This is a genomic window from Ilyobacter polytropus DSM 2926, from assembly GCF_000165505.1.
GTDB lineage: Bacteria > Fusobacteriota > Fusobacteriia > Fusobacteriales > Fusobacteriaceae > Ilyobacter > Ilyobacter polytropus.
Map to the genome: position 1 here is coordinate 339,237 of NC_014632.1, position 22,984 is coordinate 362,220.

Annotated in this window: 26 protein-coding genes; 21 read left to right on the top strand and 5 right to left on the bottom strand. The window is 35.1% G+C overall.

Annotation, left to right across the window (positions count from 1 at the left end; all coding sequences use genetic code 11):
• Nucleotide 1: 1 nt before the first annotated feature.
• The 9 genes from ILYOP_RS01560 to ILYOP_RS01600 all read left to right on the top strand — a co-directional run bounded on the left by ILYOP_RS01560 (nt 2) and on the right by ILYOP_RS01600 (nt 8,741).
• Nucleotides 2-1,504, top strand: coding sequence for a tripartite tricarboxylate transporter permease (locus ILYOP_RS01560; protein ID WP_013386752.1), 1,503 nt, complete (start codon nt 2-4; stop codon nt 1,502-1,504).
• A gap of 58 nt (nt 1,505-1,562) precedes the next feature.
• A complete protein-coding gene (locus tag ILYOP_RS01565) occupies nt 1,563-1,766 on the top strand; it encodes a hypothetical protein (RefSeq protein WP_013386753.1) in 204 nt (67 codons plus the stop codon).
• Between the two features lie 688 nt (nt 1,767-2,454).
• Nucleotides 2,455-3,837, top strand: coding sequence for an oxaloacetate decarboxylase subunit alpha (locus ILYOP_RS01570; protein WP_013386754.1), 1,383 nt, complete (start codon nt 2,455-2,457; stop codon nt 3,835-3,837).
• A gap of 58 nt (nt 3,838-3,895) precedes the next feature.
• Complete coding sequence (gene citD / locus ILYOP_RS01575; protein ID WP_013386755.1) at nt 3,896-4,165, top strand: citrate lyase acyl carrier protein; 270 nt, start codon at nt 3,896-3,898, stop codon at nt 4,163-4,165.
• Nucleotides 4,165-5,061: an HpcH/HpaI aldolase/citrate lyase family protein gene (locus tag ILYOP_RS01580; RefSeq protein WP_013386756.1), complete on the top strand. Its 897-nt coding sequence runs from the start codon at nt 4,165-4,167 to the stop codon at nt 5,059-5,061. The genes citD and ILYOP_RS01580 overlap by 1 nt, the downstream gene beginning before the upstream one ends.
• Before the next feature lie 20 nt (nt 5,062-5,081).
• On the top strand, nt 5,082-6,641 hold the full coding sequence (citF, locus tag ILYOP_RS01585; protein ID WP_013386757.1) for a citrate lyase subunit alpha: 1,560 nt from the start codon (nt 5,082-5,084) through the stop codon (nt 6,639-6,641).
• 106 nt (nt 6,642-6,747) lie between these two features.
• On the top strand, nt 6,748-7,083 hold the full coding sequence (locus tag ILYOP_RS01590) for an OadG family protein (protein ID WP_013386758.1): 336 nt from the start codon (nt 6,748-6,750) through the stop codon (nt 7,081-7,083).
• Between the two features lie 53 nt (nt 7,084-7,136).
• Entirely contained in the window at nt 7,137-7,532 is a 396-nt protein-coding gene (locus ILYOP_RS01595) for a biotin/lipoyl-containing protein (protein WP_013386759.1), read from the top strand.
• A gap of 15 nt (nt 7,533-7,547) precedes the next feature.
• Nucleotides 7,548-8,741, top strand: a complete 1,194-nt coding sequence (locus ILYOP_RS01600) for a sodium ion-translocating decarboxylase subunit beta (RefSeq protein WP_425364868.1) — start codon at nt 7,548-7,550, stop codon at nt 8,739-8,741.
• A 154-nt stretch (nt 8,742-8,895) separates the two neighbouring features.
• Here ILYOP_RS01600 and ILYOP_RS01605 read toward each other — a convergent pair whose 3' ends face one another.
• From ILYOP_RS01605 to ILYOP_RS01625, 5 genes are all read right to left on the bottom strand, one after another.
• Nucleotides 8,896-10,308, bottom strand: coding sequence for a carbon starvation CstA family protein (locus tag ILYOP_RS01605; RefSeq protein ID WP_013386761.1), 1,413 nt, complete (start codon nt 10,306-10,308; stop codon nt 8,896-8,898).
• A gap of 82 nt (nt 10,309-10,390) precedes the next feature.
• Entirely contained in the window at nt 10,391-11,185 is a 795-nt protein-coding gene (locus ILYOP_RS01610; protein WP_013386762.1) for a hypothetical protein, read from the bottom strand.
• 77 nt (nt 11,186-11,262) lie between these two features.
• A complete protein-coding gene (locus tag ILYOP_RS01615) occupies nt 11,263-12,168 on the bottom strand; it encodes an IS3 family transposase (RefSeq protein WP_148223647.1) in 906 nt (301 codons plus the stop codon).
• Nucleotides 12,147-12,440: a transposase gene (locus ILYOP_RS01620; protein ID WP_083789061.1), complete on the bottom strand. Its 294-nt coding sequence runs from the start codon at nt 12,438-12,440 to the stop codon at nt 12,147-12,149. Before ILYOP_RS01620 ends, ILYOP_RS01615 begins: the two co-directional genes overlap by 22 nt.
• Before the next feature lie 512 nt (nt 12,441-12,952).
• Nucleotides 12,953-13,777: an outer membrane protein OmpK gene (locus ILYOP_RS01625; RefSeq protein ID WP_013386763.1), complete on the bottom strand. Its 825-nt coding sequence runs from the start codon at nt 13,775-13,777 to the stop codon at nt 12,953-12,955.
• 417 nt (nt 13,778-14,194) lie between these two features.
• Here ILYOP_RS01625 and ILYOP_RS01630 point away from each other — a divergent pair, with 417 nt between their 5' ends.
• From ILYOP_RS01630 to ILYOP_RS01680, 12 genes are all read left to right on the top strand, one after another.
• Nucleotides 14,195-15,010, top strand: coding sequence for an aldo/keto reductase (locus ILYOP_RS01630; RefSeq protein WP_013386764.1), 816 nt, complete (start codon nt 14,195-14,197; stop codon nt 15,008-15,010).
• Nucleotides 15,011-15,143: 133 nt separating this feature from the next.
• Nucleotides 15,144-15,620 carry a cyclic nucleotide-binding domain-containing protein gene (locus ILYOP_RS01635; RefSeq protein ID WP_013386765.1) on the top strand — a complete coding sequence of 159 codons (477 nt, stop codon included), beginning with the start codon at nt 15,144-15,146 and terminating at the stop codon, nt 15,618-15,620.
• A 142-nt stretch (nt 15,621-15,762) separates the two neighbouring features.
• On the top strand, nt 15,763-15,987 hold the full coding sequence (locus ILYOP_RS01640; protein WP_013386766.1) for a FeoA family protein: 225 nt from the start codon (nt 15,763-15,765) through the stop codon (nt 15,985-15,987).
• Between the two features lie 87 nt (nt 15,988-16,074).
• Nucleotides 16,075-16,296, top strand: a complete 222-nt coding sequence (locus ILYOP_RS01645) for a FeoA family protein (RefSeq protein WP_013386767.1) — start codon at nt 16,075-16,077, stop codon at nt 16,294-16,296.
• 33 nt (nt 16,297-16,329) lie between these two features.
• A complete protein-coding gene (feoB, locus tag ILYOP_RS01650; RefSeq protein WP_013386768.1) occupies nt 16,330-18,543 on the top strand; it encodes a ferrous iron transport protein B in 2,214 nt (737 codons plus the stop codon).
• A 23-nt stretch (nt 18,544-18,566) separates the two neighbouring features.
• On the top strand, nt 18,567-18,728 hold the full coding sequence (locus ILYOP_RS15455) for a FeoB-associated Cys-rich membrane protein (protein WP_013386769.1): 162 nt from the start codon (nt 18,567-18,569) through the stop codon (nt 18,726-18,728).
• 128 nt (nt 18,729-18,856) lie between these two features.
• Nucleotides 18,857-19,144 carry a DUF2325 domain-containing protein gene (locus tag ILYOP_RS01655; protein WP_013386770.1) on the top strand — a complete coding sequence of 96 codons (288 nt, stop codon included), beginning with the start codon at nt 18,857-18,859 and terminating at the stop codon, nt 19,142-19,144.
• The gene (locus ILYOP_RS01660; protein ID WP_013386771.1) at nt 19,119-19,496 is read left to right on the top strand and encodes a DUF2023 family protein; all 378 of its coding nucleotides are present in this window, start codon (nt 19,119-19,121) and stop codon (nt 19,494-19,496) included. Before ILYOP_RS01655 ends, ILYOP_RS01660 begins: the two co-directional genes overlap by 26 nt.
• A gap of 365 nt (nt 19,497-19,861) precedes the next feature.
• Nucleotides 19,862-20,029, top strand: a complete 168-nt coding sequence (locus tag ILYOP_RS01665; RefSeq protein ID WP_013386772.1) for a DUF362 domain-containing protein — start codon at nt 19,862-19,864, stop codon at nt 20,027-20,029.
• A 41-nt stretch (nt 20,030-20,070) separates the two neighbouring features.
• Nucleotides 20,071-20,238, top strand: coding sequence for a DUF362 domain-containing protein (locus ILYOP_RS01670; RefSeq protein ID WP_013386773.1), 168 nt, complete (start codon nt 20,071-20,073; stop codon nt 20,236-20,238).
• A gap of 420 nt (nt 20,239-20,658) precedes the next feature.
• On the top strand, nt 20,659-21,432 hold the full coding sequence (locus tag ILYOP_RS01675; RefSeq protein WP_222838862.1) for a hypothetical protein: 774 nt from the start codon (nt 20,659-20,661) through the stop codon (nt 21,430-21,432).
• A gap of 398 nt (nt 21,433-21,830) precedes the next feature.
• Complete coding sequence (locus ILYOP_RS01680) at nt 21,831-22,949, top strand: 2-methylaconitate cis-trans isomerase PrpF family protein (protein WP_013386775.1); 1,119 nt, start codon at nt 21,831-21,833, stop codon at nt 22,947-22,949.
• The last annotated feature ends 35 nt before the right edge of the window (nt 22,950-22,984 follow it).

Genomic DNA, 22,984 nt, shown 5'->3' on the forward strand with positions numbered 1-22,984 from the left:
AATGATGGAGATATTACAAAATTTGATGCACGGTTTTTCCGTTGCTGCTACACCGATGAACTTATTGTGGGTAACAATCGGAGGAACTTTAGGAACTATAGTTGGAATGCTTCCAGGACTTGGACCTGCAACTGGGGTTGCTGTTTTACTGCCCCTTACATTTACAATGGGACCTACGGCGGCTCTTATTACAATGTGTGGGATATATTATGGTGCGATGTTTGGTGGATCGAGAAGTTCGATACTTATAAATACTCCAGGTGATGGAGCTGCCCTTGCAGCTACATTTGACGGGTATCCTATGGCTATGAACGGACGTGCAGAGGCAGCTCTGGCTATGTCAGCTGTAGCGTCTCTTATAGGTGGAATTATCTCTGCTGTTCTTATAACTTTCGTAGCTACTCCGGTTTCGATGTTTGCGTTGAAATTCGGACCTGCAGAATATTTCCTTTTGATGGTTGCTGCTCTTTCTATGACAGCCTCTATGTCTAAGGGTAATATGATCGGTGGATTTGTATCTATGTTTGTCGGACTTATCATAGCAACTGTTGGACTTGATGCCCAGTCTGGTGTTCCTAGATTTACTTTTGGAATAATGGAACTTCAGCAGGGAATAGACTTCCTTATCCTTATTATAGGTATCTATGCACTTGGGGAAGTGTTTAAAAGTTTTAAGTCTATAAATGAAGGTCAAAAGGATATGCAGAAGAAATTTGGTAAAATCTGGTTTACCAAAGAGGACTGGAAAGAATGTCTTATGCCGATATTGAGAAGTACTCCTTTAGGTTTTATCGTAGGAGCTCTTCCTGGAGCAGGAGGAACAATGGCTTCTCTTATGTCGTATAACAATGAGAAACAACTTTCAAAAGATCCTGATAGTTTTGGTAAGGGTAATATTGTAGGACTAGCAGCACCAGAAGCGGCAAACAACGCTGCATCTGTGGGAGCTCTAATCCCTATGCTAACACTTGGAATTCCTGGGTCCGGTACAACTGCGGTAATGATGGGAGCTCTGCTTATGCTAGGACTTCAACCAGGACCAATGCTATTTGTTCAGCATCCAGATATCGCCTGGGGTCTTATAGCAAGTATGTTTATTGGTAATATAGTTCTGGCTATAGTTAATATACCTCTAGCGGGATTACTTGTAAGAGTTTTGGCTATACCACCAAAAATCTTATATCCAATAGTTCTTGGGCTCGCCTTCATAGGAACTTATGCTATAGGAAACAGTGCTATGGACTTCTACCTACTGGTTATATTCGGTGTTATGGGGCTGTTCATGTCAAAAGCAAAAGTGCCTACAGCACCTATGATTCTTGGGGTAATAGTTGGAGGAACTATGGAGCAATCATTCAGACAAGCGATAGTTCTATCTGATGGTAGCCTAAGTATCTTTACAGGATCACCTCTAGCTATAACTTTAATAGCTTTAACAGTTGGATCGGTTATTTTCCCTCTAATAAAAGAAGCTATGAAAAATAAAAAGCTTGCAAGTGCCTAATTTAAGTTTAATCAAATTGTAACTCTTATCTGTTAATTATTAAATTGGGGAGGCTAAAATGAAAAATATTTCTATAAATATAGAAGACAAAATATATGAAGAGATTCAAGACGTGTGCAAAGAATTAAATGAAACTATCGAAGACTTTGTTGCCGCGGCTCTAAGTAATCATCTAGAAGAAAGAATGAAACTTGCAGATTCAAAAAAAACTGATGAAATTCTAGAAAAGGTACAAGGAGAAGGGGAAGACGAGTGGATTTAAGTCTTTTGTAAAAGTTTTATAAATTTCTCTCTCGGTTTTTCCGAGAGAGAAATTAAACTTATTTTATTGGGCTGGTTTCACTGAATACTACTTTTTAAAAAAGTACAAAAGTTATTTTATATTTTTTTCAGAGGCTTTGCAAATTGACCAAGTTTAAGAGAGGTTAAAGGTTCTATTGAATTTAAGATTTATATTTGATAAAACCTTTAGGAATAAAAAAGTTTTTCGTAAAAATTACAATTAATTTAATATGTTGATTTTAAAAATGGCTGAATAAATTTGTACAAAATATCTATCTTTAAAAAAAATTAGATGTTGACACACTAAAGTAGGTGCGTTATAATTGTGCAAGAAAGGTCTAAGAAGAACGCGTTTGTGTAGCTTTTTAGAGGCTGTTTTTTAAAATTAATATTAAATTGGTAATTTTTAGGGATAACTTAAGTTAAGCTCTAACAGGCCAGTGCGAAGTATTTTAACTTTGTATTGGCCTGTTTTTTATTTTTAAAATAGCTATCAATAGAAAAACAAATTTAGTCTTTAACAAGTTATTAAAATCCTTTAATATTTAGGATTAAGCGTTGACAAAGATAGTATATGGATGTAAGATATGTGTTGGAAATACTGTATACAGTATTTCTTATGGTGAGTTTTGTATACAGTATTCTTAAATAAAATTGAGGTGATTCTTTTGAAAAAATTAAAAATAACTGAGACTGCTTTAAGAGATGGACATCAGTCCCTTATAGCAACGAGATTAAAAACTGAGGAAATTCTTCCTATCTTAGAAAAGATGGATCAGGCTGGATATTATTCTCTAGAAGTTTGGGGCGGAGCTACATTTGATGCCTGTATAAGATTTCTAAATGAAGATCCTTGGGAAAGACTAAGAGAGATGAGAAAAAGAGTTAAAAACACAAAACTTCAGATGCTTCTCCGTGGTCAAAATCTTCTTGGTTATAGACATTATGCAGATGATGTTGTTGATAAGTTTATAGAAAAATCACTAAAAAATGGAATAGACATTATAAGAGTTTTTGACGCACTAAACGACTACAGAAACCTTGAAACTGCAATCAAGTCCATTATTAAATATAACGGACACTGTCAAGGATGTATCGCTTACACAACTAGTGAGATTCATACTGTAGATTACTTTGTAGAAAAAGTAAAAGAGCTTGAAAAATTAGGTGCTCACTCAATCTGTATAAAGGATATGGCTGGAATATTACTTCCAGAAGTAGCCTATGAATTAATAAAAAAGATAAAATCAGTAACTGATCTTCCTATTGAGCTTCATACTCACTGTACAAGTGGGATAGCGTCGATGCTTTATATGAGGGCTATAGAGGCTGGAGTAGATATAATAGACACAGGTATATCACCTTTTTCAGGAGGTACAGCACAGCCTGCAACAGAAGTATTTGCACATGTTTTAAAGGGAAGCGACCGAGATCCAGAATTAGATCTTGGACTTCTTTCTGAAATTGCAGATTACTTTAAGCCAATAAAAGAAAAGTACAGATCAGAAGGGATATTAAATCCAAAAGTAATGGATGTAGAGCCAAAGACACTTTCATATCAGGTTCCAGGTGGAATGCTTTCAAACCTTCTTTCACAATTAGAGGGACAGGGTGCATCTGACAGATATGAAGAGGTTCTTGAAGAGGTACCGAGAGTAAGAAAAGATCTCGGATATCCGCCTCTAGTAACTCCTCTTTCACAAATGGTTGGTACACAAGCAGTATTCAATGTACTTGTAGGAGAAAGATATAAATTTGTTCCTAAAGAGATAAAAGACTATGTAAGAGGAAAATATGGTCAGTCTCCGGCACCAATAAGCCAAGAGATAAAAGAGAAAATAATCGGAGATGAAACACCGATAACTCATAGACCGGCAGATGATATTGCCCCAGAATTTGAAAAGCTAAAAGCTGAGATAGGAGAGCTTGCTCAAAGTGACGAAGATGTATTAATGTACGCTTTGTTTCCAGAAAATGCAAAAGAATTTTTAAAGAAAAAATTTGAAGAGCTAGAGGAAGAGAACGAATATATCATGACAGTTTACGTATAAGATAGATAAAACAGTTTGTTATTTAATAATTAACTCATATATTGAAAGGAGAAGATTAATGATTGGAATTTGCGGGAATGAAAAAGCTTCAGATGCACTGGTTACAGTTGATCTTAATACCGTAGGAATCAGTGTTGAGGTAATTTCGAAGTTAAAAGGAATGTTTGGAAACTTGATGGAGAAATCTGTAATGGAGGCTCTTGCAGAGATGAAAGCAGAAAATGCAAAGGTAACAGTACAGGATTTTGGAGCGTTAGATTTTATAATTAAAGCTAGAACAAAAACAGCGGTAAGAAGAGCAATGTCCGCTGCTGGAGGTGTAAAATAATGAAAAAACTAAGAAGAACGATGCTTTTTGCACCTGCAAGTAACCCTAAACTATTATTTAATACTGCGATTTATAAACCAGACTGTATTTTATTTGACTTAGAAGATGCAGTAAGATATGACGAAAAAGACGCAGCAAGAGACCTTCTTGTAGAAGCGTTTAAAAGTATAGATTATGGACAGTGTGAAGTTTTTGTAAGAACTAACCCACTAAGAAAACCAACAGGTGAAAAGGCACCATTTGGAGAACTTGATATAAGAGCTCTTGTACCTGCAGGAATGAGAAGAATGAGACTTCCTATGTGTGAAAAACCAGAGCATATAGAAGAATTGTCAGCATTATTAGACGAAGTAGAAAAAGAGCATGGAATAGAACCTGGATCAGTTAAAGTACAGGCATCTCTAGAAACTCCAATAGGAGTTATGAATGCTCTAGCTATAGCACAGTCTTCTGACAGAATAACTTCAATCTCTTTCGGAGCTGAGGACTTTACAAGAACACTAGGAACAGACAGAACAAAAGCAGCCACAGAACTTTTTTATGCTAGATCACAGGTAGTTATGGCTGCAGCAGTAGCTGGTGTAGATGCTATTGATACAGTGTGGGCAGATGTGTCAGATACTGAAGGATTTATCAAAGAAGTAGAATCAGCAAAAAATCTTGGATTTTCAGGTAAGTCATGTATCCACCCTTCACAGGTAAAAGAGGTTCACAATATTTTCACTCCGTCTATGGCAGAAGTAGAAAAATCTGTGGAAATCTTGAAAGCAGCAGCAGATGCAAACATTCAAGATGGTGGAGTAATTACAGTAAAAGGGAAAATGGTTGATATTCCGGTAATCGCTAAAGCTGAAAGAATAGTTTCTTTGGCTAAGGGTGCAGGACTAATCAAATAATTCAGGAGGGATATAAAAAGATGGAATTAAAGACATTAGTTAATAAATTGGGTAGAGAGATGCCAAGTTTTATTGAAGGTTATGGTGAAGTTAAGCCATATGCTGGGCCATTTGCTACAAAGGCATCTGGAAGAAAATATGCACCATTAAAATCTTCTTCAAAACCTGGAGATTTAAAATTATTGGGCAGCCTAAAAGAAGCTTTAGAAAAAGTTGAAATAAAAGATGGAATGACAATTTCTTTTCATCACCATCTTAGAAACGGTGACTATGTATTAAATATGGTTGTAGAAGAGATTGCGTCTATGGGTATAAAGGACATAACAATTTGTTCATCGTCTCTTACATCGGCTCATGAGCCATTAATAGACCATATCAAAAATGGCGTTATAACTGGACTTCAAACATCAGGATTAAGAGGAAAAATAGCTAAAGAGGTAGCTACAAATAATATTCTTGGAAAGCCTGTAGTTTTCAGAACTCACGGTGGAAGAGCAAGAGCTGTCGAAGCTGGAGAGGTAAAAATAGACGTAGCATTTATTGCGGCACCATCTTGTGATCCTATGGGTAACATGAACGGTAAAGAGGGTAAATCTGCTTTTGGTGCCATGGGATATCCTATGGTAGATGCAGAGTATGCTGAAAAAGTAGTAGCAATAACAGATAACCTTATGCCTTTTCCATTAGCAAAGGTATCTATCCCTATGACTCTTGTAGATCATGTAGTAGAAGTGGAATCTATAGGAGATCCTGCTAAGATAGCAACAGGAGCCACAAGAGTAACAAAAAATCCAATGGACCTTTTGATAGCTGAAAATGCTGCGAAGGTGCTTATTGCATCAGGACTTGTAAAAGAAGGATTCTCTTTTCAGGCTGGTTCTGGAGGAGCTTCCCTTGCAGTTTGTAAATTTATAAGAGAATACATGGAAGAAAACGAAATAAAGGGATCTTTCGCAGCAGGAGGAGTTACAGCTTACCTAGTAGAACTTCTTGAAGCTGGATTATTCAATGCCCTTCTTGATACTCAGACTTTTGACGGAGCTGCGGCAGATTCATTTAACAGGAATCCAAATCACATAGAAATGTCAGCTTCTATGTATGCTAATCCTCACAATAAATCATGCTCTGCTCACCAGCTAGACATGATGATCCTTTCTGCTACAGAGATTGATACAGAGTTCAACCTAAACTCTATGACTGGTTCTACAGGAATGATCATGGGTGCACAGGGAGGAGCTCCAGATACAGCAGCAGGAGCAAAGCTGACTGTATGTGTGGCACCGACAATGAGAAAAAGAATACCAATTTTACTAGATAAAGTAACAAATATAGTAACTCCAGGAGAAACAGTAGATGTGCTAGTAACTGAAAGAGGAACTTGTGTAAATCCACTGAGAACGGACCTTATAGAAAAGTTTACTGCAGCGGGAATAGACTTGATGACTATAGAGGAATTGAAATCTGAAGTTGAAAAACTGACAGGAGTCCCTGAAAGAGTTCAATATGAGGATAAAGTAGTAGGAATTATAGAATATAGAGATGGAACTGTAACAGATGTTATAAAACAGGTAAAAAAATAAATAAATAAGGGAGCTTATGCTCCCTTATTTATTCAAGAAAAAAATATATATGTATTTATTGAAAAAAGTAGTTGGACACAAATAATCTTAAAGAAGGGAGGAAAAAATGAATATTACAGAACTTATGACGTTGTTTTCTAATCCGGAAAACATTAAAACCCTTGATATGGGAGATAAAATGATGGGAGTGGGTGTGACTGTAATTCTAGGAATGGGTATCACAGTTACGGCACTTATATTCATACAATTTCTTATAGGAATGATGACGAAATTAATGGCTGAAAAACCAAAACCAGCGGCGGTTACTGAAGAGACCCCAAAAGCTCCGCTGAAGCCAGATGTAAATGATCCAGAATTGATGGCTGCTATATCTGCTGCAGTTGCTGCAAAAATGGGTATTTCCAATGATAAGATAGTGAAAACAGTCGTAGAGAAAAGATAGAGGCAAACCTTTTAATCTAATAATCTTATAAGAAATTTCACAGGAGGATAAAAATGAAAACTTTTAAAGTTGTTGTTAACGGAAACGAATATGAAGTAGGGGTACAAGAGGTAAAAGCAGGAACGGCAGCACCAGCACCAAGAGCAGCAGCACCAGCTCCGGCAGCGCCTAAACCAGCAGCACCAAAACCGGCGGCACCAAAACCAGTAACTACTGCAGCAGGGGCAGGAGCAGGAGTAAACACAGTAACTGCACCTATGCCTGGTACAATAATTAATGTAGGATGCCACGCAGGAGCAAAAGTTTCTAAAGGTGACATCTTAGTAGTATTAGAAGCAATGAAAATGGAAAATGAAATTATGGCTCCTCATGACGGAACAGTTACTGAAGTAAAAGTTCAGCAAGGTGCTTCAGTTAATGCAGGAGATATACTAGTAGTATTATCTTAAATCTAGAGGGGGACAATTGTTATGTTACAAGCTTTAATGGATTTTTATACAAGCACAGGTTTTTATGGTATAAATATAGGTTCCATCTTAATGATGATAGTTGCCTGTATTTTCCTTTACCTTGCTATAGTAAAAGGATTTGAGCCTCTATTATTGGTTCCTATCTCTTTCGGAATGCTTCTTACTAACCTTCCATTTGCAGGTATGATGGCAGAGCCTTTAATGGAAGTAAAAGAGCATATAACAGCTTCAGGAGCAGTGCAGTATGTAGTTCATACAGCAGAGCCTGGAGGATTACTTTATTACTTATTCCAAGGAGATCACTTGGGAATATTCCCTCCATTAATCTTTATGGGTGTAGGGGCGATGACAGACTTTGGTCCGTTAATTGCAAATCCTAAATCACTTCTTCTTGGAGCGGCAGCTCAGTTTGGTATCTTCGTTACTTTCTTGGGAGCTATAGGTTCTGGACTGTTTACAGCTCAGGAAGCAGCTTCAATCGGAATTATCGGAGGAGCAGATGGACCTACTGCGATCTTCCTTTCTTCAAAACTGGCTCCGCACCTAATGGGACCAATAGCTGTAGCAGCTTATTCATATATGGCGCTTGTACCAATCATTCAGCCGCCTATCATGACAGCTCTTACAAGTGAAAAAGAGAGAAAGATAAAGATGTCTCAACTAAGAATGGTAACAAAGAAAGAGAAGGTAATCTTCCCTATCGTAGTTACTATCATAGTATCTCTAATAGTACCTCCAGCAGCAACTCTAATCGGAATGTTAATGCTTGGAAACCTATTCAGAGAATGTGGAGTAGTAGGAAGACTAGAAGATACAGCGAAAAATGCACTTATCAACATCATCACAATCTTCCTAGGTGTAACAGTTGGAGCAACAGCAACAGCTGAAGCCTTCCTAAAAGTAGAAACTCTAGCTATCCTAGCACTAGGAGTAGTTGCCTTTGGGATAGGAACAGGATCAGGAGTACTTCTTGCTAAGCTTATGAATAAGATGAGCAAGACCCCTATCAATCCATTACTGGGATCTGCAGGAGTATCTGCAGTACCAATGGCAGCAAGGGTATCACAGGTAGTGGGACAGAAAGCTGATCCGTCAAACTTCCTACTGATGCATGCAATGGGACCAAACGTTGCAGGAGTAATAGGATCTGCAGTATCTGCAGGTGTACTACTTTCACTGTTTGGATAATTATTTATAATGTAGAGCTATATTCCAAGAAATGAGGCCGTGTCTCATTTTAACTCGGTACTTTATTTCTTAAAATTTATAGATTCTTAAAGGGTAAAAAAGAGGGTGACCCAAGTGTAAAAAATACTTGTGGCTCACCCTCTTTAATATTTGTTTAAAGAATCTCTTCTACGTCTAAGGCAGATTGATTTTTTTTCTTTTTGAGGAAAAATATTAGTGCACTTATTGCAGCTAAAATACCAAAAGGATAACCTATGGCTGTGGACATTCGTAACCCCTCTGGAGCGATTATGATATATGTTGTAACAACACCTGTCATAAATGTACCTGGAATTGCAGCGATCCAGAAATTTTTACGGTTATTTGCAAGATAAACTGCACCAGCCCATAAGACTATAGTAGCAAGGGTTTGATTAGACCAAGCAAAGTATCTCCATATTATTCCAAAATCCATGAAGCAAAGAGCAATTCCGACTATAAACAGAGGGATTGCTATTAAAAATCTATTTTTTATAGGACCCTGTTTAAGATTTGTAGCATCTGCAATGGCGAGTCTTGCACTCCTAAATGCAGTGTCACCAGAAGTAATCGGACAGGCAACTACTCCCAATAAAGCAAGGGCTCCACCAACTCTACCAAGCATCGAGTTGGAAATTGTATTTACAACTACACCTGCGGCACCTGCTTGTGCAAGGCCTTCTGTACTACCAAAAAAAGTCATGGCTGCTGCTGCCCAAATAAGAGCAATAACCCCTTCTGCTATCATAGATCCGAAAAATACTCTTCTTCCTTCTTTTTCATTTTTTAAACACCGAGCCATAAGTGGAGACTGAGTGGCGTGGAATCCAGATATTGCACCACAGGCAATTGTTATAAAAAGAAATGGATAAAAAGGAGTTCCTTTAGGATTAAGATTTTGAAGAGTCAACTCTGGAATCTGATATCCTTTTATAAAAAGACCTAAACCAATTCCAAGTCCCATTATAATAAGAGACAGTCCAAATATTGGATATATTTTGGAGATCAACTTATCCACGGGAAGTATTGTTGCTATAATATAATAAATAATTATAATTCCAACCCAGGTCATTTTACCTACACTTGGAACTATATTTGTCAATATACCAGCAGGACCAACTACAAAAACTACACCTACAAGAACTAAAAGCACGACTGAGAAAACCCTCATAAAATTTTTAGGGCCATTTCCAAGATATTTACCGACAATTTCTGCTATTGTTGATCCGTTATGCCTAACTGAAAGCATACCAGCAAGGTAGTCATGAACCGATCCTGCAAAGATGCATCCAAACACAATCCATAGAAAGGCTACAGGTCCCCATAAAGCCCCTGCAACAGCTCCAAATATAGGACCTAGGCCGGCTATATTGAGGAATTGTATAAGGAAAGCTCTTCCCCAACTGATTTCACAAAAATCAACACCATCGGCAAGACTTACCGCAGGTGTAGGCCTGTTTTCGTTTATACCAAAAATATTTTCAACAATTTTCCCATAAATGAAATAACCACCGATTAAAGCTGCCAAAGCTAATAAAAAAGTTATCATTTTTTCCCTCCTTACCTTATAAGAAATAAAATATGATAGTTTTCTCAATATTATTTTTGTAATATTAAATTATTGTGATTTGCTAAGCTATGAAAATAGGTTTTTTTGCAGATTCAATTATCTTTACCCCTGGTTCTCTAATAGTTTTTTCAAGCATTATAGAATGTTTGAGGTCTCCCATAATTATAAGATCATAGTCCTTTGAATATTCTAAAATAATTTTATGAACTTCTCCACTGGAAAACTCTCTTTTGAAATTTTTCTCAGCCTTTTTCATATAAAGATTCAAATCTTCTTCATCATTTGTTTTGTCCTCACTAACTGTAATGGCTGTAAATTCTGTAACACTAGAAAAAATTTCCATGAAATTAAAGAGTGCCTTGTTTGATTTTATCTCTAGGTCATCTGCGAGCATAACTTTTTCTAAAGAATAGTCTTCTAATTCAGGTACTAATATTACAGGTTTATGATGGGTGTTTAACAAAACTTTTTCTTCATGAGTAAGTTCATTTGATTTTGCAAGTATTGCAAGGTCGAAAAACTTTAATTCTTCCAATAATATTTTAGAAGAATCTCCTACCATGTTGTAAAAGTTAGCCTCTTTAATTATAGATAGAAATGTCTTTTCTATTCTTTCTGAACGCTCTTTTTCAGCTTGTGTTATTCTTTGGTATTCTTTGTCGATGTTTTTTATCTTAAGTCTGTAAAGATCATCAGCAGCCATGAATTCTTTGAACTCATCTTTATCCACAACTGAGTGTATAAACATTCCTACAATATCCACTTCAGGATAATTTTCTTTTATCATCTTTGTGTACTTTGTCAAATATTCGACGTCTTTTTCCTCGACAAACACTACCAATATCCTATTCAGCATTGTTAATCACCCTCCTTAAAAAAAATATATGTTTCTTATTTATGTAATGAAATATTGGTCTTCTGTCAATATAGTAGTCAACCTAACACCAATTTTTTCTGTATTTTTTCAAACTCAACAGGGGAGACATTTCCTAAGAAACTGTGTCTCCTCTCTTTATTATAAAATTCTATGTAATCAAATACCATTGCCTTCATATACCTTTTAGTTACTAAACCTTCTACATAAATCATCTCTTTCTTCAAAGAAGCATGAAAGGATTCTATTACTGCATTATCATAACAGTTCCCACGTCTACTCATAGATTGGATTAATCCTAGCTTCTTTACAAGGTTAGAGTACTCCCTACTCGAATATTGCGATCCTTGATCACTATGAATTATCAGTTCTTCCTCTGGTTCCTCCAGTAAAAATGACCTTGTTAAAGTATCTATTACTAACTCACTAGTCATGCGCTTACCTATATCGTAGGCGATAATCCTTCTAGAAAAAAGATCCATAATTGTGCTTAAATATAGCCAACCTTCGCTTGTCCAAATATATGTGATATCTGTAACCCAGACCTCATTTTTTCTACCTACTTTGAATTTTCTTTTTACAATATTTCCTGTGATATTTTCTCTTTTACTCTTTTCATTTCCTGTTTTAAACTTCTTGGTAGAATTAACTGATATATCATTTTCTTTCATTATTCTATTTATTCGTCTTTCGCTTGTTATTATGCCATATTCATCTTTGAGCTCAACCTTTAGTCTAGGGGCTCCATAGCTCCTCTTATGTCTGTTCTTTCTGACCTCTAGAATACTATCTAGAATCCCTTGATCCTTTTTCTTTCTCTCAGTAGTTTTGTTATTCTGAAACTTATTAAAACCACTTCGAGAGACTTCTAGGGCTCTACATATCTGAGATATAGAATGAACATTTCTGTGTATTTCAACGAAGATAAAGAGTTCCCTCTTAGTTATCTTTTTTTCCTTGAGAATATGGCTGTAGCCTTTTTTAAGATCTCTATATCCTCTTCTTTTTCCTTAAGTAGATTTTTCAACCTGATAATTTCTTTGTCTTGAGCGCTTAACTCCATGTCCTTCTTAGGACCTCCAAAGTATTTCTTTTCCCAGGCAGCAACAGTATTAGTGGTAATACCGTATTCATTTGATAGCTCTACCTTTGTTTTTATTTTAAGGAAAGAAAGCTCAGCGATTTGCTTCTGTTTCTCCTCTGAAAATCTTGCATATCTTCTTTTTTCTTCCATCATAGCCACTCCTAAATATGTTTATTTTTTATTATATATTTTTGAGTGCTAAACTGTCTACTAAACCATCATAACACCAATATTTAGGCTTAATTTTTGTCCTACAGAATAATTATTCTATCTAAAAAAACAAACTCCTTTTATAATTTTTTACGAAAATTAAATAACTCAAATTACCACTTAATCATAATTATGATGGATTCATTAATTTGTCTAAAATAATCTTTAATGAAAAAATCTAAAATTATTACAGAATTCATGGAATTTACTTTAAAAGTTTTATTATGTTTTTGAAGAAGTGCTCATAAAGTAATTTGAATATTTATTTATAAACTTTGAAAAATAAAAATTCAAATGGTCTCAAGAATAAATGCCAAAATTTATCTTTAAAACTAAAATATGAACCTGTCACATAATGACCAGGTTCATATAGGTTGATAACTTAATATAATTTTATTTATAAAATGATTTTTTTTACTTTATACTTATAAATATAGAGTTTAATTTAGAGGTGATTAGAAAACATAGTGCACGCCTAGTATATGCTGGTTGGAATCAGATGAATTATAACTTGATTTTTTGACCTCTGTAAAGCTATCATTTATCTTATAAGAATAAGACAAATCTATATATTTCATTTGCAGCTTCAGCTGATTAAACCACTGAAGAGAATGATCAGTACCGATATTATTACCGCTCCAATCTGTTTTATCTTTTGATTCGTTTGCTCCAAAGACATAGTCGACCCATCCGCTGAAATAAATATTCCATCCATTTTTAAATGTATGTAATTTTCTGCCGTAGGCAGCATTTAAAAGATAACCATCCCACTTATCCTCTATACTCCCATCATAGGCTTCCTTATGATATCTGGCCAAGAGGTTCATCCTGACATAGTCGAATCCTTTAATATAAACATCATTTCCAATCCCTATCTGATGTCTTTTGAGTCCTCCACCGTAAGAGCTGTCATCAAAATCATACTGATATGAAATAAACCACTCCTTAAAATTACCAAACGAAAGATCTTTCCCCAAAAGTCCATCTAAAGAGATCCTGGGGTTGATCTCACCATAAAGGTTAGGATCCTGACCGTGGACATCACTAGATCCTGAATCAAAGGCATCAAAAAAATCTACAAACCAATACATATCGAGAAGGTTGTACCTATGAAATCCTTCGAACTCTACATACCTGTCATCGATACTTTCACCATAACCGTCAGCGGAATTATTCCCCTGAAATACACTGACACTGGTATAATTGTAGTTCCACGGCTCATATGATCCAAAAGAAGTGATGTTGACCATTAAGAATAAAATACCAAACATTTTTTTCATTGCTACCATCCTTTTTAATTATACTTTTACTCTGAAGTTTAGAGGTTAAAAATTCTCTAGAGTTGGTCTATATTGTATAGAAATAATAGGATTTTTACAACTTGAAATTAAAATATAGATAGTAAAAAATATAATATCATTCAACTGTATGCAGGATTTTATGCTCTTGAATTGTATAATTAACTGCAATAAAAAAATATTACGATAAAAAATAAAAATCCATCTATAGTATCCCGTTTTATAAATCAAGGTTTTGCAACAATAAAAATAATAAGTAAATATCTAAGGGTATTTGAATATATTATGTTTTGAGAGGTTAAAAAAGGTAAAGAAATAATTTGTTTAAAAATTAATTTTAATCATTGAATTTTAAGAATTACATAAAAACAGATCAAATTTATGATTCGAGGAGGGTTTATGAAAAAAGTATTGTTAAATAACGGTGTTGAGGTGCCAATTATAGGATTGGGAACATTTAGAGCCAAGGGAGAAGAGGTTTATATGGCTGTAAAAACAGCTATCGATAATGGTTATACTCATATTGATACCGCTATGATATATGGTAATGAAAAAGAGATAAATAGGGCGATAAAGGATAGTGGAGTAAAGAGAGAGAACTTGTTTATCACAACAAAACTCTGGAATTCAGACCAGGGTTATGAATCTACAAAAAAAGCATTCCAGAAATCATTGGACGACTTGGGTTTAGATTATATTGATTTATATTTAATTCATTGGAATAAAGGGGTAGAAAAAGCAGCAGAATCATGGAAGGCGATGGAAGAACTTTATAAGGATGGAAAGATAAAAGCCATCGGTGTATCCAACTTTACCATGTATCACATCGAAAAACTTCTTGAAACAGCCCTAGTTAAACCTGCCGTAAATCAGGTGGAATGTCATATAGGACTGCCACAATATGATCTTCAGAAATACTGTGAGAGCAAGGGGATAAAACTAACTGCCTATGCACCTATGCAAGCTGGTAAAATCTTTGAAAGCGAGGAATTAAAAGCAATTGCTGATAAGCATGGAAAATCTGTTGCCCATGTGGCATTAAAATTTCTCGTAGACAGAGGAATTATCGTAATCCCTAAGTCAGTTAAGACCGAGAGAATAATCAATAACAAGGATATTTTTGACTTAGAACTTGATTCAGAAGATTTAAAAGTGATCAAATCTCTCTGGAATGGGAAAAGATTATACACTGACCCGGACAATTGTTACTTTTAGTAAATAAAAACAGCAGCTGAAAAGCTGCTGTTTTTTTTCTTCAGGAGAATTTTAAATCTCTAAGTAAACTTTGAATTTAGAAAGGAAAATTTGAGAAATTTTAGAAAAAACACTCATAAGAGGAGGGGTTGATATGAGTGAAAAACAACTTGAGGACAAGATAATAGAGCTTTTACCGAAAACATCTCTTTTTGGGGGAGTGGATCTGAAAGAGATTCATTTTTTTGTAGAGAGTCTTGTGGAGAAGAGATGTAAAGCTGGTGAAATTATACTAAAAGAGGGGGAATCACCTGGAGATTCTTATCTTTTATTAGAGGGCGAGGTAAAGTTGACAGTCAGGGATAGGCGGGTGGATAAATTTGGTCCTGGAACAGTTTTTGGAATAGATTCTACAATAGGAATTCAAAAACAGATTACAACTGCCATTGCAGCAACTGATATTATTTTGGCAATTATTCCAAAGATGAGCCTCTATACTTTATCTCAGAAAAATCCAGATTTGTTTAGTAAGCTCATCCTAAACGTAGCCAGAGACCTGGCAAGAGCCCTAAAGGGCATGGAAAGGATAATAGAAGATTATGTACTTTTAGAGGAAAAACACCTTCTTTGAGAAAAGAATATGTGAGTCAATAAAATACTTTTATAATCAAAACTTTTTAGCTTGACAAATTTCAATATAAGAGATATAATCAGAGCATATTATGAATGATCCTAAGTATTACAGAATATTATTGAAGCTGGGAGGGGTAAATATGTCACATCCAGTAACTTATGGACAACTAAACAAGAAATTTGTCATAAAAGGAATAAACGGTAATGATAAGACCAAGGCTAGACTCATAGAGAGAGGGTTCTGTATAGGTGAGAATCTATGCATACTGAAGGATACTGATGAAAATCTAATTATAGAGGTAAATAAAAGCAGATATGTTGTTAATTTTGGACTAGCAAATAAAATAATAGTAGACGAAGCATAACTAAAAGACAGCTCTTCGGAGCTGTACCTTTTTAAAAAAATACTTTGATAATCAAAGTAAATTTATAGATGAAACTGGAGGAGACAGATGAAACTTACTGACCTGAAAAGAGGGGAAAAAGCAAAGATTGTCAAAATAGGTAAAATAGGAGACCTAAAGAAAAGACTTGTGGACATGGGAGTCACTTCTGGAGAGATAATAAAACTGGAAAGAGACGCACCTCTAGGGGACCCGCAGCAGTACATAATAAAAGGGACAGGGATAGCCATAAGGAAAGAAGATGCAAAGAATATAGAGGTAGAAAGATAATACATCAATATAAAGAAGGAGAGGAAATACGAGATGATAAAAATAGCCTTTGCGGGAAATCCCAATGTAGGGAAATCAGCCCTTATCAACTCCATAGCAGGCTCGAAACTAAAGGTAGGAAACTGGCCAGGTGTTACAGTCGAGAAAAAGGAAGCTGAATTTGAGTTTGAGGGTAAGAAAATAAAAATGATAGATCTTCCAGGTGTATATAGTCTTAGCCCCTATACAATAGAAGAAAAAATCACGCGAGACTATATATTAAATGAAAATCCAGACGTTGTAATAAATGTGGTTGACTCTACCAACCTAGAAAGAAATTTATATCTTACAATGCTATTAAAAGAATTGGGAAAGCCAATGATAATGGCTCTGAATTTTTTAGATGAGTTTGAAAATCTTAATTACAAATTAGATCTTAAAAAGTTTCAGACACATTTGGAGATGGAAGCTATCCATACAAGTGCCGTAAAAAATAAAGGTATAAAGGAACTTTTGGAAAAAGCTTTGTTGGTAGCAGAAAAACATAGAAAACAAAGTCATATTAAATATGAACTTAGGTTTGACAACACAATAGAAAATGAGATTCAGAACATAAGATGCAAGATAAAAGAAGATGAAAAATTTGTCCCGGTATTGCAAAAATATGCAGAAGACTTTGTATGTATCAAATTATTGGAGCAGGATTCATATTTTGCAGAAATTCTAGAAAGAGAATACGGGATAGAGATTGATTCTGTGACAAAAGAAAATGTAGACAGGGTAGAGAAAAAATTTGATGAAGATGCCGAGACGGTAATTGCAGAGGGAAGATACGGAGCACTTAAGGGTATTTTAGCCCAGACCTTTACAACTTCTCTAAAATCTAGACTTGATTTTACAGACAAGGTTGACAAAATACTTCTCAATAAATATCTGGGACTTCCAATATTTTTCTTTATAATATCTGGAATAATGGGTGTTGTATTTAACGGAAGTGGACCTTTTATCGACTGGGTAGACGGCTTCATAGGCGGCTATATAGGAAAGTATGTGGCCATTGCCGTAGAAGGAACTCCAGACTGGCTTTACTCTCTTGTAACTGATGGAATAATTGGTGGAGTAGGAGGAGTTCTTGTCTTTGTTCCTCTGATGCTTTTCCTGTATTTTTTCCTGGCTTTATTAGAGGAAAGCGGATATATGTCAAGAGTGGCCTTTCTCATGGACAAAATAATGAGAAGACTGGGATTAAATGGAAAGGCTTTTGTACCTATGGTACTAGGTTTCGGGTGTACAGTTCCAGCCATCTATGCCACAAGGACACTAGAGGACGAACCATCTAGAAGACTTACTGCTCTTATGGCACCTTTTATGTCTTGCGGGGCAAGACTTCCAGTATATGGTCTTTTCACAGCAGCATTTTTCGGAGCCCGTGCAGGGATGATAGTAATGAGTCTTTATGTAATGGGAATAGTAGTAGCAGTGCTTACAGGTATGTTTTTTAAGAATAATCCTCGATTTAAAGCAGAGGATAAGGCTCTTCTTTTAGAGCTGCCTCCATACAGAGTGCCTAGCTTTAAGATGATATGGAGTTCTACTATGACAAGAACAGGGTCATATCTTAAAAAAGCCACCACTGTTATATTAGGAATACTGATACTTCTTTGGGGTCTTATTTATTTTCCAAATAATGGAGATGCCTCAAATTCTTACATGGCAAAATTCGGAAAGGTAATAGCACCTATAATGAAGCCAACTGGATTTGGTAACAGATGGGAAGCGGTGGCTGCTATAGCTCCTAGTATTGCGGCTAAAGAAGTTGTTGTAGGGTTTATGGCTCAGGTACTTCCACAAGAAAAAGAGGCGATCTCAGTATCAGAAGGTGAAATTCAAGAGGAAACTACAACATTTGCACAAGATACAATGGAGCAGCTAAGGGGATTTGCAGTGGCATCAAAAGAATCTGTGATTTCCATGGTGAGTTTTGATGTAGCTAGTCTTTTTACTCCACCTAGTGCTGATGAGGTGGAAGATGAGGGAGCTGGAGTAGTAGGAGCAACTGCAAAATTATGGGAGGGAGATCCTTTAGGACCTCTCAGAGCGTATTCATTCATGGTGTTTATACTTCTTGTTGTTCCTTGTGTAGTTACTTTGGCAGCAATAAAGCAAGAGTTTGGACAGAAATTCATGTGGTTCACTGTTATGGTGATGCTTATTGTACCTTATATAGCTTCGACAGTTATATTCCAAATAGGTAGATTATTTATTTAAGTCGGGTTTCACGGAGGGATTAAATGAAAACGATTATAGTTATAGGGGTAGTTGCAGTGATTGCATTTTTTTCCCTCAGAAGTGTGATAAAAATGCTAAAAGGTGAAAACGGATGCGGATGCTCTAAAGATAACAACTGTGCTATGAAGGATCACTGCTCTAGCAAGAATAAAAATAAAAAATAATAAAATATGCAGCAAGCTGCATATTTTATTTAAAATTATACTTTGATATTCAAAAGATTGGCTGGTATTAATAAAGAGTTATAACAGAGGTTAGCTAAAAAGTTCGTACACAAAGGAGGTGTAGCTGTATGATAGCAATTATAGGGGGAATCAAGGGAATAGAGAGGGAATATAAAAACCTAATGGATGAATATAATCTGAGGTGTAGGATTTACAATAAAACCTGTCCTTCTTTCCAAAAGAAAATAAAAAACTGTGAAGCCTGTATATTGTTTACCAATACGGTGAGTCATAAGCTCTCCCTTTCGTGTACCAAAATATGTAAGAAAAATAATATAAAACTCATAAGGGTTCACTCTAGCAGTTTGAATAAACTCAAGGAGAGTTTGTGTGAAATATGCAAAGGGTGCAGCTAACCAAAAGGAGGTATTAAAAATGGAGGTATTTGTACATCATATCTATGAATTTGAGAAGGGCCTTAGGAATCTCGTCCTTCACACTACTGAAAAAGAAAATCTAAAAATGATAATGAACAAACTGAATAATAGAAAGATCAATTACGAAATTTATGAAATAGAAGGAAACAGGATAAATATATTTTTTGGAGCCAAAGAGTGTGTAGAGGTAATAAGAAGTATAGGAAAGCAGTCACTGAGGGAATATACCTTTGAAGAGGATTTTATACTTGGAATTATGCTAGGTTATGACAGAAGGAAACAGTGTGAAAGATACTTATCTTTTAAAGAAAAAAATGCAAGAACAGCATAAAGGGCACTTGGCCCTTTTTTTTTTGATTTTTTTTTGACTAAAATTTTAACCTACAAAGTAAGTTTTAAATTCCGAAGTTTTTTTAAAATTTTGAATATAAAAATAGATTGTGAAATAGTTAAAATATGAAAAGCACAGGATTAAAAACTAAAAAAGAAGTTTTAAATCTAAGAGTAGAACTTAGTTAAAAAAATAACAATACACAGTGAAATAAATTTTGAGAGTCTAAATATCAAGTTTTCCAAAGAGAATCCTTTAACTAATTGTTCCTTGACAAGGGATTATAAAGAGAGTATATTGTAATTAAATCAGTATTTCATTTGGCTTACTGTGAAAATTTTTATTTAAAAAATAGGAGGTCCAAAATGTACGTAATCGATAAAGAAGCTTGTATTGCATGTGGAGCATGTGAAGGAACTTGTCCAGTATCAGCAATTTCTGCTGCAGACGGTAAATATGAAATTTCAGATGCATGTATCGACTGTGGAGCATGTGCAGGAGTATGTCCTGTAGAGTGTATCACGGCTCAGTAATATCAAAAAATATTTTAAAAAATAAAATAGGGGGTTTTAAAATGTACGTAATCGATAAAGAAGCTTGTATTGCATGTGGAGCATGTGAAGGAACTTGTCCAGTATCAGCAATTTCTGCTGCAGACGGTAAATATGAGATTTCAGATGCTTGTGTAGACTGTGGAGCATGTGCAGGAGCATGTCCTGTAGACGCAATCGCTGCTGGTTAATAAAAAATTTAAAAGAGCCTTTAGGGCTCTTTTTTTTGTAATTTTTATTTTAATAAAAGGAATTTTCAGTTGTAGGTATATAATTTTAATATAGAGTGTAGTAGTTCTATAGAAAATATATCGATTTGAATCTATAAAAAAAGTTGACATGCAGCGGGATGGAAAATACGCTGGCAGGTTAAAAGACTCAAAGGGAATAGAAGCCTAAGGCTCTTTGGGATTTTTATAGAAAAAATGATATTAATTGGTAATTGTTAGAGATGACTTTCGTTGAGACTTTAACAGGCCAATACAGAGGGTAAAATCTTTGTATTGGCCTGTTTTTTATATTTTTAAGTTGATACTGGGATTTATTTAAACTGATTATTTAGAGGGCATAATTAAATTTAAAAGGGGAAGGTGATTAAAGTGTTGAACAGAGTGCTGATAAAGTTGGATAATCAAGAGGAAGTAAAGCATCTTGCAAAGTACGCTAATATGATCAAAAAGAATTATCCAGAGGCGGAGATAGTGGGTATCTTTATACATCCAAGTATAGGGGAGCATTCCTTCAGGGAGTTTAGGGGTGTTGGTGGAGATTATGACATCGGTGAGGCCAAAAGTGAGCACAAGGCTAAGATAGAAAAAATTATGGAGGATGAGAATAAAATAAGAGAAGAGTTTTTATCTTTGGTGGAAAATTCTAGTTTTTATGCAAAAATAGGAGACATCCCTGAGGTGCTCATGGATGAACTAAGGTTATTTGATCTGGCAGTAATTTCTAAAACTGATAAAATAGGCCATGATTTAAGGGAGATTTTTAAAAATCATAATAAGCCTATTATACTAGTACCTGAATTGGAAAACTACTCACTAGACAGAATTTTAGTGGCTGATGACCAGGGGTTAGAAGTAAATAAGTCTGTTTTCAAGTTCATGGGTGTTTTTGAAAAGACAAGGGAATTTAAAGCTGTAACAGTGGGAGTAAGTCAGGAAGAGGTAAAGGATCTTAATTTCTATCTAGAAAAAATAGATAAAAAAATAGATTATAAGTTTGAAGAAGGGGCAGTCGACAAGATCATACTAAATTATGCCAAAGATTGTGATATGTTGATAATGGGAAATTTAAAACGTTCTTTTATGGTTGAAAAATTAATAGGAACTGGAGGAATAAGGGCATTAGAAGAAGTCAAAAAACCGATCTTCATAGGATGAAAATGAAACAAACCAAAATAAATAAAAAACAGATCAAACTCAATACTATCCAATAAAATAGCCATTAATCTTGTATAAAATTACCTTTGGGAATAAAAATATTTTAATAAAAAATATATTTTTTTCAAATAAACGTTGACATAAAAAACTTTGTGGCTTATACTGGTACAGTAGAGGCTTAAAGAAGACACGTTGTGCAAACCTTTAAGATTTTTTTAAGAAATCAAATATTTTGTTGGTAATTATTAGAGATGACTATGGTCAAGACTTTAATAGGCCAACACAAAGAGATAATCTTTGTGTTGGCCTATTTTTTGTTTTTAACAAAAAAATATAGCTGGTATAGAAATAACAGGCAAAATAAAAAAAATATTTACAAGTTTTTAGGAGGTAGTTAAATGAGAAAGTTTCCATGTACTATTTTGAGATCTGGTACAAGTAAGGGTGTTTTTTTCAATGAAAAGGATATGCCTAAAGACAAGGAAAAATGGGAAGATTTTCTTTTAGACGTTATGGGGAGTCCTGATAAAAAACAGATAGACGGACTAGGAGGAGCTAATTCTCTCACAAGTAAGGTAGCCATAATAAAAAAATCAGAAAGAGAAGGTTTTGATGTAGATTATACATTTGCCCAAGTAAGTCTCACTGCTAGAAAAATAGATATGAAAGGTAACTGCGGAAACATATCGTCTGGTGTAGGTCCATTTGCAATTGATAACGGTCTGGTAGAAGCTATAGAACCTACTACAAAGGTAAGAATATACAATACAAATACAGGAAAAACAATTGAATCAGAGGTAAAAGTTTCAAATGGTATGTATGATCCAGATGGAGATACAAAAATACCAGGTGTACCAAATACCGGTTCAGTAGGTTATTTATCATTCTATGCACCGGAAGGTTCAGTGACTGGCAAGCTTCTTCCTACAGGAAAGGCTGTGGATACAATAGAAACTTCTGTAGGAACAATAGATATATCAATAGTAGATGCTGCAAACCCACTTGTATTTATAAAAGCAGAGGATGTAGGATTAAAAGGTACTGAGCTACATTATGAGTTTTCGCAAGAAAAATTAGATCTTTTGGAAGAGATAAGATCTATAGCAGCAGAGTTATGCGGTTTTGCAAAAAAAGAAGATGCTACTAAAAATTCACCTGCAGTTCCTAAAACTACTGTAATATCAGCACCACAAGATTATAAAGATGAACCTGGAACACTGTATAGATCTGATGAAATGGATCTTGTAATCAGGATGATGTCTATGCAAAAACCTCATCAGGCACTAGCTATAACAGGGGCTGTTTGTACATCATTAGCTGCAGCAACAGAAGGAACACTGGTATCTAAAATAGCCAGCCCAGATGAAAATGGAAAACTGAGATTGGGACATCCCGGAGGAGTAATGAATGCATACTCAGGCAAAGGTGATAACGAAGATGTCTATGTAAAAGTAGAAAGAACAGCGAGACGTATTATGGAAGGTATTGTCTATACAAGAGGAGATTATGAAATCTAATAATCTCGGTATCTTTAAAATATATAAAAAAAAAC